This is a genomic window from Ensifer adhaerens, assembly GCF_002940685.1.
In the GTDB taxonomy this organism is placed as follows: Bacteria; Pseudomonadota; Alphaproteobacteria; order Rhizobiales; family Rhizobiaceae; genus Ensifer; species Ensifer adhaerens_E.
Genome location: NZ_PNFP01000005.1, coordinates 386,863 through 401,193, shown reverse-complemented (window position 1 = coordinate 401,193; position 14,331 = coordinate 386,863). Strand labels below are relative to the sequence as shown.

Annotated in this window: 13 protein-coding genes; 8 read left to right on the top strand and 5 right to left on the bottom strand. The window is 60.8% G+C overall.

Annotated features, from left to right (window positions below):
- Positions 1-37: 37 nt before the first annotated feature.
- Genes C1A35_RS12920 through C1A35_RS12910 form a run of 3 tightly spaced genes read right to left on the bottom strand, consistent with a single transcriptional unit; the run spans position 38 to position 2,695 of the window.
- Positions 38-796, bottom strand: a complete 759-nt coding sequence (locus C1A35_RS12920; RefSeq protein ID WP_077959605.1) for an iron ABC transporter ATP-binding protein — start codon at positions 794-796, stop codon at positions 38-40.
- Complete coding sequence (locus C1A35_RS12915) at positions 793-1,761, bottom strand: iron chelate uptake ABC transporter family permease subunit (RefSeq protein ID WP_104664692.1); 969 nt, start codon at positions 1,759-1,761, stop codon at positions 793-795. Before C1A35_RS12915 ends, C1A35_RS12920 begins: the two co-directional genes overlap by 4 nt.
- Positions 1,751-2,695, bottom strand: a complete 945-nt coding sequence (locus C1A35_RS12910; protein WP_104664691.1) for an ABC transporter permease — start codon at positions 2,693-2,695, stop codon at positions 1,751-1,753. Before C1A35_RS12910 ends, C1A35_RS12915 begins: the two co-directional genes overlap by 11 nt.
- A 252-nt stretch (positions 2,696-2,947) precedes the next feature.
- Here C1A35_RS12910 and C1A35_RS12905 point away from each other — a divergent pair, with 252 nt between their 5' ends.
- The 7 genes from C1A35_RS12905 to C1A35_RS12875 all read left to right on the top strand — a co-directional run bounded on the left by C1A35_RS12905 (position 2,948) and on the right by C1A35_RS12875 (position 11,934).
- On the top strand, positions 2,948-3,874 hold the full coding sequence (locus C1A35_RS12905) for a siderophore ABC transporter substrate-binding protein (protein ID WP_104664690.1): 927 nt from the start codon (positions 2,948-2,950) through the stop codon (positions 3,872-3,874).
- A 1,193-nt stretch (positions 3,875-5,067) separates the two neighbouring features.
- Complete coding sequence (locus C1A35_RS12900; protein WP_104664689.1) at positions 5,068-5,868, top strand: helix-turn-helix transcriptional regulator; 801 nt, start codon at positions 5,068-5,070, stop codon at positions 5,866-5,868.
- A gap of 550 nt (positions 5,869-6,418) precedes the next feature.
- Positions 6,419-7,447 (top strand): UDP-glucuronic acid decarboxylase family protein, encoded by a 1,029-nt coding sequence (locus C1A35_RS12895; RefSeq protein WP_104664733.1) that lies wholly within the window; start codon positions 6,419-6,421, stop codon positions 7,445-7,447.
- Position 7,448: 1 nt separating this feature from the next.
- Positions 7,449-8,432, top strand: coding sequence for a UDP-glucose 4-epimerase GalE (gene galE / locus C1A35_RS12890; protein ID WP_104664688.1), 984 nt, complete (start codon positions 7,449-7,451; stop codon positions 8,430-8,432).
- A gap of 29 nt (positions 8,433-8,461) precedes the next feature.
- On the top strand, positions 8,462-10,393 hold the full coding sequence (locus tag C1A35_RS12885; protein WP_104664732.1) for a glycosyltransferase family 2 protein: 1,932 nt from the start codon (positions 8,462-8,464) through the stop codon (positions 10,391-10,393).
- Positions 10,394-10,438: 45 nt separating this feature from the next.
- Positions 10,439-10,954, top strand: a complete 516-nt coding sequence (locus C1A35_RS12880; RefSeq protein ID WP_234822857.1) for a DUF995 domain-containing protein — start codon at positions 10,439-10,441, stop codon at positions 10,952-10,954.
- A gap of 23 nt (positions 10,955-10,977) precedes the next feature.
- Entirely contained in the window at positions 10,978-11,934 is a 957-nt protein-coding gene (locus tag C1A35_RS12875; RefSeq protein ID WP_104664686.1) for a glycoside hydrolase family 26 protein, read from the top strand.
- Positions 11,935-12,085: 151 nt separating this feature from the next.
- Here C1A35_RS12875 and hppD read toward each other — a convergent pair whose 3' ends face one another.
- Positions 12,086-13,198, bottom strand: coding sequence for a 4-hydroxyphenylpyruvate dioxygenase (hppD, locus tag C1A35_RS12870; RefSeq protein WP_104664685.1), 1,113 nt, complete (start codon positions 13,196-13,198; stop codon positions 12,086-12,088).
- A 131-nt stretch (positions 13,199-13,329) separates the two neighbouring features.
- Here hppD and C1A35_RS12865 point away from each other — a divergent pair, with 131 nt between their 5' ends.
- On the top strand, positions 13,330-13,809 hold the full coding sequence (locus tag C1A35_RS12865; protein WP_065797834.1) for an Lrp/AsnC family transcriptional regulator: 480 nt from the start codon (positions 13,330-13,332) through the stop codon (positions 13,807-13,809).
- Positions 13,810-13,813: 4 nt separating this feature from the next.
- Here C1A35_RS12865 and C1A35_RS12860 read toward each other — a convergent pair whose 3' ends face one another.
- Positions 13,814-14,278: a MarR family winged helix-turn-helix transcriptional regulator gene (locus tag C1A35_RS12860; protein WP_104664684.1), complete on the bottom strand. Its 465-nt coding sequence runs from the start codon at positions 14,276-14,278 to the stop codon at positions 13,814-13,816.
- Positions 14,279-14,331 lie beyond the last annotated feature (53 nt).

Below are 14,331 nucleotides of genomic sequence, written 5' to 3'. Positions count from 1 at the left end.
CGCTTTGCGCATCCGGCCAAGGCATGCTCGCCGATGTCTAATCGAAGTAGTTGACGAGGCGCGTGTCGCCGACGGCGTGGACGCGGCAGTCGACGTCGAAGATCGCCTGCAGCCGCGATGGCACGATCATGTCTTGCGGCGGCCCCTCGAAGGCGAGGCGGCCGCCCTGCATGGCAACGATGCGGTCGGAATAGGCGGAGGCGAAGTTGATGTCGTGCAATACGACGACGACCGTCTTGGCAAAGTCGTCCGCCAGACGGCGCAAGAGTTTCATCGTCTCGACCGCGTGCTTGATGTCGAGATTGTTGAGCGGCTCGTCGAACAGCATGTAATCGGTGTCCTGGCACAGCACCATGGCGATGAAGGCGCGCTGACGCTGGCCGCCGGAAAGTTCGTCGAGAAAGCGGTTCTGATAGGGCTCGAGCCCGAGATAGGCGATCGAACGGTCGATATGTTCGGCATCGGCCGCTGTCAGCCGTCCCTTGGAATAGGGATAGCGGCCGAATGCGACGAGGTCGCGCACGCTGAGGCGCGCGGTGATGTGATTGTCTTGGCGCATGATCGAAAGCCGCCGGGCAAGCACGTCGCCGGCGGCGCGGCTGACGTCGAGGCCATCGACCAGCACCTTGCCCGTGTCCATCGGCATCAGCCGGCTGACGATTGACAGCAGTGTCGACTTGCCGGCGCCGTTTGGGCCGATGATCGAGGTCAGGCCGCCGGAAGGCAGGGTCAGCGACACCCGGTCGACGACCGCGGTGCCGCCATAGGATTTCGTTACCTCTTGGATCTCTATCATCGCGCGGAGCCTCGGATAAGCAGGAAGATGAACACCAGGCCACCGAAGAATTCGATGACGATGCTGAGCGCTGTGTTGAAGGCAAACAGCCGTTCGAGGACGACCTGGCCGCCGACAAGGGTCGCGATGGCGATGGAGACGGCGACCGGCAGCACGAAGCGGTGGCTGGCGGTGGGCGTCAGCTGCCAGGCGAGGCTGGCGACGAGCAGGCCGAAAAAGGTGACTGGTCCGACGAGTGCGGTCGAAACCGAGACCAGCACGGCGATCAGCACGAGCAGAAGGGTGACGATGCGCTGGTGATCGACGCCGAGCCCGATCGCCGCCTCGCGCCCGAGCGAGAGCACGTCGAAGGTGGGGGACAGCCGCCACAGGACGAAGGTCACGGCAAGCGTTGCTGCGGCGGCGATGCCGAGCAGGTTGGCATCGATGCTGTTGAAGCTTGCAAACAACCGGTCCTGCAGGACGATGAAATCGTTGGGGTCGAGAACGCGCTGCAGGAAGGAAGAGAGCGAGCGGAACAGGCCGCCGAGGATGACGCCGACCAGCATCAGGAGATGCAGGCTGCGGCTGCCGCCGGAAAACAGGGCGCGGAACAGGAGAAGCGAGAGACCGACCATCACGGCGGTTTCGAGCGTGAACTGCGCCTGCGGGTTGACGCTTGCGGCCCCCGCCGCGCCGAGGAAGAACACCATGACCGTCTGCAGCAACGTATACATGGCGTCGAAGCCGATGATCGACGGCGTTAGCACCCGGTTGCCGGAAATCGTCTGGAACAGCACGGTCGAAACGGCGATCGCATAGGCGACCAGCACCATGCCGATCAGCTTCGTTCCGCGGAAGGAGAGGATGAAGCTCCAGCTTCCCTTGGCGCCGATGGTCATGAAGGCGATCATCGATAGCAGCGCCAATGCCGCGGACGCAATCAGGACGGTCGACGGAGAGATCCGCTTGGCATCAGCCTGCATGGGACCGCCTCGACAACAGGAGATGAAGGAAGACGAGGCTGCCGATCACGCCCATGACCGTGCCGACGGGCACCTCATAGGGCGCAATCACGATCCGCCCTATGATGTCGCAGACGAGCACCAGCCCGGCGCCCGAGATGGCGATGACCGGCAATGTGCGCCGGAGGTTGTCGCCGAGGATCAGGCTGACGATGTTGGGAACGACGAGGCCGAGGAACGGGATCATACCGACGGTGGCAACCACCGTTGCCGTGACCATGGAGACGATGGCGAGCCCGAGGGTTACCACCTTGTCGTAGTCGAGCCCGACATTGCGCGCGATCGCCTCGCCCATGCCGATGACGGTGAAGCGCGCGGCGGTCGCGTAGGCGACCAGCGTCAGCGCGAAGCCGATCCACAGCAGTTCGTAGCGTCCGCGCAGGACGACCGAGAAGTCACCGGACATCCAGGCGCCCATCGACTGCATCAGGTCGTAGCGATAGGCGATGAACGTGGTGATGGCATTGACGACGCCGCCGAGCATGAGACCGATCAGCGGCACCATAAGCGCCGAGCGCAGCGGGACGCGGCGCAGGATCTGCAGGAACAGGGCGGTTCCTGCAAGCGCGCTCAGGGCGGCGAATGCCATCTTGCCTGCGACCGGCAGGCTGGGCGCGATCAGCATGGCCAAGAGCATTCCGAGGGCGGCGGATTCGGCGGTGCCGGCGGTGGACGGCTCGACGAACCGGTTGCGCGCCAGCATCTGCATGATCGTGCCGGAGACCGCGAGACCGGCGCCCGCAAGCATCAGCGCAAGCGTGCGCGGCAGGCGGCTTTCGACGACCAGAAGCCAGCCGCGCCCGTCGTCGCTGGCGGCAAGACTGCCGACACCGGTGAGAACGCTGACGGCGGCAAGCAACAGGACGACCGGGATGGCAAACAGGACCGGCCTCATTATTCCGTCACTCTCCAGCTGCGTTTCGGTTCGACCACCGCTCTCGTATCCCGTGGCTGTATTTCCCATCGCCGTCGCGACGGGACCCCCCGGCTTGCGGCTGCCTGTGGGGTGCACGATCGAAGGCTCGCCTTAGTCATATATATGATCGACTTCGTCAAGTTTTGTGCGTGCGCAACGCGGCAGAATGCGCGCATTGCCCTCTTGGCAAAATCGCGCTAGGGAGAAAAAGAAAACATGAGGTAAATAGTCATGAATATATCTCCCTTCTCTAATGGTCTGCGCAGCCTGGTCTTTGCCGCCGCGTTGACGATCGGCGGCGCGTCGGTGGCGATCGCCGAAACATTGAAGATCGAACACAGCAGCGGCGTCACCGAAGTGGAGAAAAATCCGAAGACGGTGCTGGTCTATGATTTCGGCATGCTGGAAACGCTCGATATGCTCGGCGTTCCCGTTGCCGGCGTTCCCGGATCGGCCGTTCCTCCGTCGCTCGAAAAGTACAAGGCCGACAGCTATGCGAAGATCGGCACGCTGTTTGAACCCGATTTCGAAGCCATCAATGCGGCGGAGCCGAATCTCGTCATCGTCGGCGGGCGGTCGCAGGCGAAATATGCCGAAGTCGCAAAGCTTGCGCCGACGATCGACCTGACCTCGGACGACAACGATCTGATCGGCAGCGTCAAGAAGAATGCAGAGATCCTCGGCCAGATCTTTGGCAAGGACGCCGAGATCAAGGCAAGCATTGCCAAGCTCGATGCCTCGATCGAGGCGCTGCGCGGCCTTGCGGCCGAAAAGGGGACGGGACTCATCCTGCTGACGACCGGCGGCAAGATCAGCGCCTATGGCAAGGGATCGCGTTTCGGCGCGCTGCACGACGTCTTCGGCATCAAGCCGGCCGATCCGGCGCTGCAGGTGGCGACCCACGGCCAGGCGGTTTCCTACGAATATATCCTCGAAACCAACCCCGACTGGATCTTCGTCGTCGATCGCGATGCGGCCATCGGCCAGCAGGCACAGCCGGCAGCGGCCCTGCTCGACAACGAGCTGGTGCGGCAGACCAAAGCCTGGAAGGACGGCCATGTCGTCTATCTCGACTCCGCCAAGCTTTATCTGACGGCGTCCGGGCTGAAGTCGCAGCAGGATATTGTCGATCAGCTGACCCAGGCGCTGAGCAAGTAGTGATCGCAGCGGCGACCCGCCCCGCGGGGTCGCCGCTTGCAGCCTTAAGGCGGGTGCTACAGGAAGCCGCTCTGTGCTGCTGCACGGATCCTTTGTCATAGCCGCTTAAATACGCGTCACGCGTTATCGCAAAACCCACTGCGAATTCTTGCGCGGCATGGTTTCGGGCGCGTCTGTGGCGGCCGACCGCTTTCGCAGACCGTCTGACCTCGTCGGGCACGATTTTCGGAGATGGAGCGGATTTGGACAAAGGGAAGCCAACACCAAATACCCTTAACTCTTACGGTATTTTTCCGGTGTTGGCTCCTTTTGGAGAAACGAGCAATATCTTGACTTAGAGATTTTCGCTTTTTTGTTAAATTGATTTCTTTTTACATCTACACGCAATGTGCGCCCGGAATTCGAGCTGTCAGTATCTCTACTTGCTTTACGCTTACTCAGGGGAATGCTGACGCAACTCTCCGGGAGGACACGGTTCTTTCGCCTGAAAGCGCTTGGTCGCGCCCAGCCGGCCCTTTTGATCCATCCGGAACGAACATCCAATTTGACTCCAAATGTGCCGGCGTGGAAGATACCAATTCTAGTTAGTGGTTTGTAAGTACTGAGTCTTTCTCGCCTAATCATCGGCGGCAAGCCCTTGTGGCGGCGAGGAAAACCCGAGCTTTTTCAGAGCCATCCACCGGCCCGTTCCCTCGTGTCGTCCGCCGTTTGTGCAGGGTCGCGTCCGCTTGTCGACAACAAACGGGAGACTGCCTAGTCCTTACTAAGTATTCCCAGGTATATCCTAACCAGAATGGGGTTGAGCACTGCCGCACGGGACGGCTTAACTAATCCATCGATCGCCTTCCGTGAGGCGCCCCTTCTCAGAAACGCCCAGGACATCCCATCCCGGCGGAGGTATCCTAGCGGCTTGTTTTTGGAGGCTTTCCGAGACTTGGTAAACGGAACTTCTACAATATAACCCAAAGATGGTTCGATTTATAACGATTTAAGTGCCCCTCTGGCGCCCCTCTAATCCTTTTGGGTTGTTTCGTTGTGGAGATCTTTACGTTACATTAGCTATCGCGAATTTTATCGCGCAGGAAAAATCGTGACGCATAAATGGTTCCGAATAAATTTTTTGAGAATCGGGCGTGCCGACAGGGAAACCGGGGCACCCATAAAAACAAATGGAAAAATCCTAGGAGGGCGTAATGTATCCTGGAAGCTCCAAAGTGAGTGATTTTGAAGATAACAACAAGGCTTTGTCACAAAAGAAAAAGATCGTAATGCTTGCCAAGATCGACCTGTTCGCCGAATGCCTGATGCAGGCCGTCGGCTCCAGGTTTCAAGGGCACGATATCGTCAGCTTTTCCGACCCGGACAATCTGCTTGATGGCAGTCTCGTCGATGTCACGCTGATCATGCTTTACCGGATGCCTCCCAAATCCTTTCCGGCTATCTTGCGGACCATTCACGAGTTCCACCCGCGGGCATCGATCGGCCTGGTGGTGGAGAATGCCGAAGAACTCGACCCGTCGATTGCGGGCTTCGTGGAGGAGCGCCTGATCCATGGCGTCCTGCCGTTGAACCTCAATCTGGACGTCTGCCTTGCCGCCATCGATTTACTGATGAAGGGCGGCGAACATTTCCCGGCGGCCCTGCTGCGGCGGCTTTCTCCCGAGCCTTTCGCGGCGACCGGCCTTTACGGCAGGCGCGGGGAAGCCCCGGGTCAGGCCGCTGTGTCGGGAACGGGACGGCGCAAGCGCGATGCAGGCCCGGACGGCCTGACGACACGCGAGGTCCAGATCCTCGATCTGATCTGCAAAGGGACGCAGAACAAGATCATCGCCGATCGGCTCGGGCTGTCGGAAAACACCGTCAAGGTTCACGTCCGCAACATCTATAAGAAAATGAACGTTCGCAACCGGACGGAAGCGGCGTCTCGCTATTTCACCAACGATGCGGCAACGGAGCGCAATGGCGACGTCATCCTCTCGCGCTGGAAGAACTAGGCGTGACGTAAGGCAGGCATTTGTCTGCCGCGGGCCTGGGTGTCGGCGACGGCGCGGCAGGTCCCTGCTCAACCCCAGGGCAAGATCTCCTGGGGGTGTCCCCGAAATCAGATGCTGCCTTGAACCTGCCCGGCGAAATCCGGGCGGGGCAGCTGTGGCAATGTCTTGCGACCGGTCAGTGAAGCCCTGAAGTTCACAGTGCAGGTTACCTTAGAACATCGTGGTCAATATCTTGTTACTTTCGGCCTAGATTGGGCCGAAAGTAATCATATATGGTTATGTCAATAGTAATTTGTTGTAATTTTGGATTATTTACTGGAAATGTATTCCGTACATATTGACTGAATGTCACGTATTTGATAGTTAGCTAATATTGAAATTGAAAACCTGAAAAATATTGATTGAGATTGAATAGTTTATTTTTTGTCGGGTTGTGCGTGTCTTTATAATAAATACGTTTTTTATTATCTATTGCGCTCGCATCCCGTCTCCAAATCACCAGCGAAAATGGTGAGCACAATAATTGGAGGTGCGCATGCGAAAGGTCGTCATGGGGCCGCTGTCCGTGGCCGGACAGCGGGAGTTTCTTAAGAAGATCGCAGGAATACCGAAGAGAATACTAGTAACGGGTGGAAGTGGTTTTCTCGGATCTCATCTTTGTGAAAGACTTCTTTCCCTGGGGCATACGGTCATCTGTCTTGACAACTTTTCGACCGGCCGGCGCGAAAATCTCTCTCATCTGGCGCAGGACCCCCACCTCCACATCATCGATCACGACGTTCGAAAGCCCTATCTGATCGATGCCGATGTCATCTTCAACTTTGCCTCTCCAGCATCACCACCGGACTATCAGGCCGATCCTGTCGGAACGTTGATGACAAATGTTCTCGGCGCGCTGCATGCGCTCGAAAACGCCAAGGCCACCGGCGCCACCGTCATCCAGTCCTCGACCTCGGAAGTCTACGGCGATCCGTTGACCAGCCCGCAGCGGGAGACCTATTTCGGCAACGTCAACCCGACCGGTCCGCGTGCCTGCTACGACGAAGGCAAACGCTCGGCTGAAACGCTGTTCTTCGATTATCATCGGACCCACGGCGTGAAGATCAAGGTCGCGCGTATCTTCAACACCTACGGTCCGCGCATGCGCCCCGATGACGGGCGGGTCATCTCGAACTTCGTCGTCCAGGCGCTCCGCGGCAAGGATCTGACGATCTACGGCGACGGGCATCAGACCCGGTCCTTCTGCTATGTCGACGACCTGATCGACGGGTTCCTTCGTCTCTCGGTCTCGCCCGACCCATGCATCGGGCCGATCAATCTCGGCAATCCCGGAGAGTTCACGGTTCTGGAGCTTGCGCAGATGGTGCTTTCGATGACGGGCTCGCGCTCGCGCATCGTGCACCTGGCGGCGGCCACCGACGATCCCCGCCAGCGGCGGCCCGACATCACGCAGGCACGGACCGAGCTCGAATGGGAGCCGAAAGTGGTGCTGCGCGAGGGCCTCGAGCGCACTATCGCCCATTTTGACGAGCGCCTCAGTGCGGCAGATCGCACCGTGGCCGCCGGAGAGGCGGTATGACATGTCGCGCGTCGCACTCGTCACCGGCGGAGCCGGCTTCATAGGCAGCCACACCTGCAAGCGTCTGGCTGAGCAGGGCATCGTTCCCGTCGTCTACGACAATTTCTCGACGGGGCATCGCAACAACGTGAAATGGGGCCCCTTCGTGGAGGGGGCGATCGAGGACAAGGAACGGCTGGCAACGGCAATCCGGACCTTTTCGCCCGACTGTCTCATCCACTTTGCCGCTTCCGCCTATGTCGGGGAATCGGTCGAAGATCCCGGAAAATACTACACCAACAACGTGGCGGGCAGCATCGCGCTCCTCGAAGCCTGCCGGGCGACCGGACTTGGACGCATCGTCTTTTCCAGTTCCTGCGCCACCTACGGCATACCGCCGCGCCTGCCGATTACCGAGGACATGGTGCAGTTGCCGATCAATCCCTACGGGCGCACGAAGCTGATGATCGAGCTGATGCTTGGCGACTATGCCCGGGCCTATGGCATCCGCTCGGTGGCGCTGCGCTACTTCAATGCGGCGGGTGCGGATCCGGACGGGGAACTCACCGAGCGGCACGATCCGGAGACGCATCTCATTCCGCGCGCGCTGATGGCCGCGGCCGGCCGGATCGAAAGGCTTGATGTCTTCGGCGACGACTATGCGACACCGGATGGCACCTGCATCCGCGACTACATCCACGTGACCGACCTTGCCGACGCGCATGTGGCAGCCGTGAACTACCTGCGCGACGGCGGCGAGGTCCTTAACGCCAATCTCGGTTCGGGCCACGGAACGTCGGTCCGGCAGGTGCTGGCGGCCATCGACCGGGTCACCGGGCGATCGGTTCCGGTGCAGATGCTGCCGCGCCGGGCGGGAGATCCGCCGGTTCTCTATGCCGACACGGATTGGGCACGTCAAAGACTGGGCTTCCGCCCGCAGCTTTCGGACATCGACACGATCATCGCGACCGCCGCGCCGAGCTTCGGCCTGGAGGTGCGCTCATGATCTGGTCGTCGACAGTCGCGAAACCCGGCATGAACATCGGCCTCAAGCCGAGCCGGAAGGCCGCATCGGCGCCGACTGCCCTCTTTTCGGGCCGGCTGCGATGGCTCCATGTGCTGGGCGTCGCCGCCTGGTTCGTTGCCCTCCTGTACTTCTGGCAGTGGTGGCTTGATCCCACCCATGTCGTCGACTGGCCGTCCTATGTGCTGATTACGGTCGTCGCCGGATGGATTACCCTGCTGCCGGTCTATTTCATCGTGATCTTTTCCGGCGCCAAGGTGGCGGCGGCGAGCGCTGGTCCCGTGCCGCAGGGTCGGGTTGCGATGGTGGTGACGAAGGCGCCTTCCGAGCCCTTTTCCGTGGTGCGCAAGACGCTGCTTGCCATGCTTGACCAGACCGGCTGCGAGTTCGATGTCTGGCTCGCCGACGAAGATCCCGCGCCGGATACAGTTGCCTGGTGCGCGGCGCACGGGGTGATGATCTCGACGCGAAAGGGCGTCGCAGACTACCACCGCGCCTCCTGGCCGCGCCGGACCCGGTGCAAGGAGGGAAACCTCGCCTATTTCTACGATCACTATGGCTACGAGGGTTATGATTTCGTCGCCCAGTTCGATGCCGACCACGTGCCGGAGACCACCTACCTTTCAGAGGTGCTGCGTCCGTTCAACGATCCGTCGGTCGGCTATGTCTCGGCGCCGAGCATCTGCGACGCCAATGCCGCCACGAGTTGGGCGGCACGCGGGCGGCTCCATGCGGAGGCCAGCATGCACGGCTCGCTGCAGGCCGGCTACAACAATGGCTGGGCGCCGCTGTGCATCGGCTCGCACTATGCCGTCAGGACCACGGCGCTGAAGCAGATCGGCGGGCTGGGGCCGGAGCTTGCAGAAGACCATTCGACGACACTGATGATGAACGCCCATGGCTGGCGCGGCGTGCATGCGCTGAACGCGATCGCCCATGGCGACGGACCGGCGAACTTCGCCGACCTCGTGGTCCAGGAGTTTCAATGGTCGCGAAGCCTCGTCACGATCCTGTTGAAGTATTCGCCGGTCTACGTGCCGAAGCTGTCGCCGCGGCTGAAGTTCCAGTTCCTGTTTTCGCAGCTCTGGTACCCGCTGTTTTCGTCCTTCATGGCGCTGATGTTCCTGATGCCGATCGTGGCGCTGATGGCCGGGCGGACCTTCGTCGCCGTCACCTATCCGGAATTCCTGCTGCACTTTGTGCCGCTGTCGCTGGTGTTGATCGCGCTTGCCTATTTCTGGCGCTCGACGGGCACGTTCCGGCCCTATGACGCGCGCGTTCTAAGCTGGGAAGGCACGCTGTTCCTGTTTGCGCGCTGGCCCTGGTCGCTGCTCGGTTGCCTTGCGGCGGTGCGCGATCACCTGACCGGATCCTTCGTCGACTTTCGCATCACGCCGAAGGGGGGCGGGGTTGCCGCACCTCTGCCCGTGCGGGTGCTGATGCCCTATCTCGTGCTCGCCTTGGCGTCGGCGCTGGTCGCCTGGGTGATTTCCGATGCCGGCACGGCGCGCGGATTTTACATCTTCGCCGGCATCAACGCGCTCGTCTATGCGGGGCTGGTGGCGGTGATCCACATCTGCCACGCACGCGAAAATCGGCTGGCGCTGATCTCGCGGTCGACGATGACGGCGGCGACGACCGGCTGCCTGGTGCTGGTCTCGGTGCTCTCGGCTCAATCGGCCGTGCGCCACGGGGCGGAGGCAACGCAGGCACTGTCGCACGGCCTGCAGTTCGTGAGCTTCACCGAAACGAGGTACGCGGTTGCCGGCGCCGGGAGTGGCACCAATCTGAAGACCGTCTTGTTCCGGCTGAAATGGAGAGGGTTTTCACAACCGTCCGACGGCAGTTGGCGCGGCGAAATCAGTGCATCGAATGTCAGCCAGCAGAGTAACAGGGAGACGATGACGACGAAAAAGGTCGGTCGCTTTCATGTGCCGTCATGACGACGGCGAGCAGTCGAGTTTGTTTGGTATCCAAGGAGAAAAGCAATGAAAGGGTCGTTGAAAGTCATGGTTCTTCCGCTGCTGGTGCCGATGGTAGCGGTCGCTGTCTACTTGGGCGCGGAGCCGGTCCGGGCGAAGATGCAAGTCAAGCCCACGCCTCTCAGCGCCTATGAGGTCTATTCGCTCTACCGAAACAAGACCTGGGAATGGTCGACCGGCGGCGCCCGGTTCACCGCACACGGCCGCAAGCTCGTCGCGTTCGTCGACAAGGGCAAAGGCGACCGGTCCTTTGCCGAAGGCAATTGGTACGTCAGCGACCTCGGCATGATGTGCATGCAGGCCACCTGGACGACCGCGGCCAACGCCGGCAGGGCCCGGAGCTGCTTCGGTCATGCCCGGATCGGCGACACGGTCTACCAACGCAAAGTGCCGAACGGGAAGTGGTACGTCTTCAGCCACGCCAGGCCTCGGTCCGGTGACGAGTACAGGAAGTTCGTCACCCGCGACAACATCACGGCCAGGGCCTTACGGCTGAAGGAACAGTTCCTGGCCAAGAAATAAAGGCTCTGCCGAAGGAGGATGAAATGAAACGCAAATTGGCATTCGCCCTATGCACCGCTCTGGCTCTCCAGCTGGATCTCGGTGCAAGCTTGGTATCCGCGTTGGCGCAGGAGCAAGCCAATCCTGCGACCAATGCGGAGCAGACGACGATCGACAAGCGTCCGGTCATTCACCCGGGCGGAACGAGGTTCGGGGCCTATGATCCGCATGGCGATTTCGGCGCCCAGAGCGACGTTTCGACGGAAGCGCTGTTCCTTCCGTGGGAAGACGTGGATCTCGCCTCTCTTCAGATTGCCGACGAATATGCGCTTCAGCGCAATCGCAACCTGCTGATCACCATCGAGCCCTGGTCCTGGTCGCTCGACTGGAAACTGACGCCGGCGCAGCTTCGCGATCGGATGCTCAGAGGCGAATATGACGCCAACATGGAAGCGATCGCCGATGTCATCGCCGGACTGAAAAGCCCTGTCATCGTGCGGTGGGGACAGGAGATGGAAGACACGTCCGGTCGCTTCTCCTGGGCCGGCTGGGAGCCTCAGGACTGGATAAGGGCCTACAAGCACGCGATGGATATCGTGCGCAAGAAGGCGCCGAAGGCCCAGATCATGTGGTCGCCCAAGGGATTGCCGAACCTCGGCGACTATTATCCGGGTGACGACTACGTCGATCTTGTCGGGCTCTCGGTCTTCGGGCTCGAGCCGTACGACAAGATCGAGTACGGCGCGCCGAGAACCTTCACCGAAGCGCTGAAGCCCGGTTACGACCTGGTGGCCAAGTACAACAAGCCGATTTGGGTGGCCGAAGTCGGATGGGAGGGCAGCCAGACCTATATGCAGCCCTGGATGAACGCGGCGACGCAATCGGATCCGCAGTTCCCCAACCTCGCCGAGGTCGTCTACTTCAACGACCGCGACGTGATCGAGTGGCCGCACGACCTTGGCCGGCCGAACTGGCGGGTGGTCAACGAGCCTACGAACTGAGGTTCTCGCCCATGCGTGCCCCTTGAAGCATGCTGGATGCGGTCGCGTCGGAGCTGATGGCTCCGCCTGTAGAAAAGCCCCTCGCTCGCGGCGAGAGGCTTGAGGATCCGATAGGCCGGTGTCCGGCCGAGACTGCCGGACCGGCTTGAGATTATTCGGCCGCCTGCGGCCCCAGTTCGCCGCGACGGATCTGATCGGCCTCGATCGATTCGAACAGGGCGCGGAAGTTGCCTTCGCCGAAGCCCTCGTCGCCCTTGCGCTGGATGAACTCGAAGAAGATCGGTCCGATGACGGTCTTCGAGAAGATCTGCAGCAGGATCTTCGTCATGCCGCCGTTCACCACGCCTTCGCCGTCGATCAGGATGCCGTGCCTCTTCATGCGGTCGATTGGCTCGTCATGGCCGTGCACGCGGTCGTGCGACATGTCGTAGTAGGTATCCGGCGGGCCCGGCATGAACTTCAGGCCGTTCTCCGACAGCTTGTCGGTGGCGTCGTAGATGCCTTCGGTGCCGACGGCGATGTGCTGGATGCCTTCGCCCTTGTACTTGCGCAGATATTCCTCGATCTGGCTCGTATCGTCCTTGGATTCGTTCAAGGGGATGCGGATCTTGCCGCAGGGCGAGGTGATCGCTCGGCTGACGAGGCCGGTGATGCGGCCGTCGATGTCGAAGAAATGGATCTGGGTGAAGTTGAAGAGTTCGCGGTAGAAGGCCCACCACTTGTCCATGTTGCCGCGATAGACGTTGTGGGTCAGGTGGTCGAGATAATAGAAGCCGACACCCTCGGGCTTCGGGTTGCGCGCGCCGGTCCACTCGAACTCGGCCTCATAGGCTGAACCCTTGGCGCCGTAGGTCTCGACGAAATAGAGCAGCGAGCCGCCGATGCCGACGATCGCCGGGACGTCCAGACACTTGTCCTTGCCTTCGTAAGGGATCGCGCCCTTGGAGACGGCATGGTCGAAGGCATGTTTGGCATCGACGACGCGCCAGGCCATGGACGGGGCGCAGGGGCCGTGCTCGTCGACGAAGCGCATGGCGTGCGAGCCGGGCTCGGCATTCAGGATGTAGTTGATGTCACCCTGCCGCCAGACGGTGATGTTCTTGGTTTTATGCTTGGCGACCGGGCTGTAGCCCATGCGGGTAAAGAGTTCGGCGAGCTTCTCCGGTTCCGGATGGGCGAACTCGACGAACTCGAAGCCGTCGGTGCCGGCGGGATTATCAGCGGTAATCGTTGCCGGCGGGGCGTCATGCGGGAAGGGGCCCATCGGAAGTCTCCTCTTATTCTTCCAAACTTTGCTGGAGTATGACGCAATTCCCATGCATGATGCTTGTATTCTTGCGCAGTTTGGACAGGATGACGCACGAATCATGCAATATTGCGTATTAGGATGCACGAATGGAGCAGCTTGACGGGTTCGATCTCAAGATCCTCAGCGAATTGCAGCGCGACGGGCATCTGACCAACAACGAGTTGTCGGAACGCATCGCGCTCTCGCCGTCGCAATGCTCGCGGCGGCGCACCCGGCTTGAAGCGGAAGGCTATATCACCGGCTATCAGGCGCAGATCGACCGGCAGAAGCTCGGCCTCGATCTGATGGTGGTGATCTCGGTGACGCTCGCTACCCACAATCGCGACAATGCCAAGCGCTTCGGCAAACTGATCTCGGGCCTGCCTGAGGTGTTGGAGGCCTATGCGCTGACCGGCGAGATGGATTATCACCTCCGGGTGGTGACGCCCGACCTCGCGGGCCTGTCCCGCTTCGTCAACGACGTGCTTCTGCCGCATGACAGCGTGCAGCATGTGAAGACGTCGATCGTGCTCGAAACGCTGAAGAGTTTCGAAGGCGTGCCGATCCCCGAGCGGATGAAGGGCTGAAGCCTCAAATCGATGGCGGGGGTTCGAACCTGCCGATGGCGCGTTCCACCGCTTCCAGGCCGGTTGCCAGTGCCTGCATGCCGGCCGCGCCGATCAGCGTATCGAGTTCTGCCTGATAGCGGGCGGCAAGTTCCGTCAGTTCGCCATAGGCCCGAATGCCTGCCTTTGTCAGTTCCAGATGCTCGATGCGGCGGTCGCCTTCGTCTTCGCGCCGTGTCAGCCAGCGGCGCTTTTCAAGCGCCGCGACGGCGCGGCTCACCTTGGTCTTGTGCATGGCGGAGTGGGTCCCGACCTCGGTCGCCGTCATCGGACGGTTGTTGCTGCCAAGCGCCGCGAGCGTGCGCCACTCAGGCCGGGTGAGCTGGTAGCGCGCCTTGTATTGTGCGGCAAAGCGCAATGCGACGAACTCGGCCGCTCGGTTGAGGCGATAGGGCAGAAAGGCGTTGAGTTCGAAACCAACGGCGACCATCGGGCATCCTTGATAGTTACAAAATCGATAGTTACGATTGCAACTAATATGCC

Coding starts and splice junctions, on each gene's coding strand:
- C1A35_RS12875 (WP_104664686.1), top strand. CDS start 10,978: ATGAAACGCAAATTGGCATTCGCCCTATGCACCGCTCTGGCTCTCCAG.
- C1A35_RS12910 (WP_104664691.1), bottom strand. CDS start 2,695: ATGAGGCCGGTCCTGTTTGCCATCCCGGTCGTCCTGTTGCTTGCCGCC.
- C1A35_RS12865 (WP_065797834.1), top strand. CDS start 13,330: ATGGAGCAGCTTGACGGGTTCGATCTCAAGATCCTCAGCGAATTGCAG.
- C1A35_RS12915 (WP_104664692.1), bottom strand. CDS start 1,761: ATGCAGGCTGATGCCAAGCGGATCTCTCCGTCGACCGTCCTGATTGCG.
- C1A35_RS12905 (WP_104664690.1), top strand. CDS start 2,948: ATGAATATATCTCCCTTCTCTAATGGTCTGCGCAGCCTGGTCTTTGCC.
- C1A35_RS12900 (WP_104664689.1), top strand. CDS start 5,068: ATGTATCCTGGAAGCTCCAAAGTGAGTGATTTTGAAGATAACAACAAG.
- C1A35_RS12880 (WP_234822857.1), top strand. CDS start 10,439: ATGAAAGGGTCGTTGAAAGTCATGGTTCTTCCGCTGCTGGTGCCGATG.
- galE (WP_104664688.1), top strand. CDS start 7,449: ATGTCGCGCGTCGCACTCGTCACCGGCGGAGCCGGCTTCATAGGCAGC.
- hppD (WP_104664685.1), bottom strand. CDS start 13,198: ATGGGCCCCTTCCCGCATGACGCCCCGCCGGCAACGATTACCGCTGAT.
- C1A35_RS12885 (WP_104664732.1), top strand. CDS start 8,462: ATGAACATCGGCCTCAAGCCGAGCCGGAAGGCCGCATCGGCGCCGACT.
- C1A35_RS12895 (WP_104664733.1), top strand. CDS start 6,419: ATGGGGCCGCTGTCCGTGGCCGGACAGCGGGAGTTTCTTAAGAAGATC.
- C1A35_RS12920 (WP_077959605.1), bottom strand. CDS start 796: ATGATAGAGATCCAAGAGGTAACGAAATCCTATGGCGGCACCGCGGTC.
- C1A35_RS12860 (WP_104664684.1), bottom strand. CDS start 14,278: ATGGTCGCCGTTGGTTTCGAACTCAACGCCTTTCTGCCCTATCGCCTC.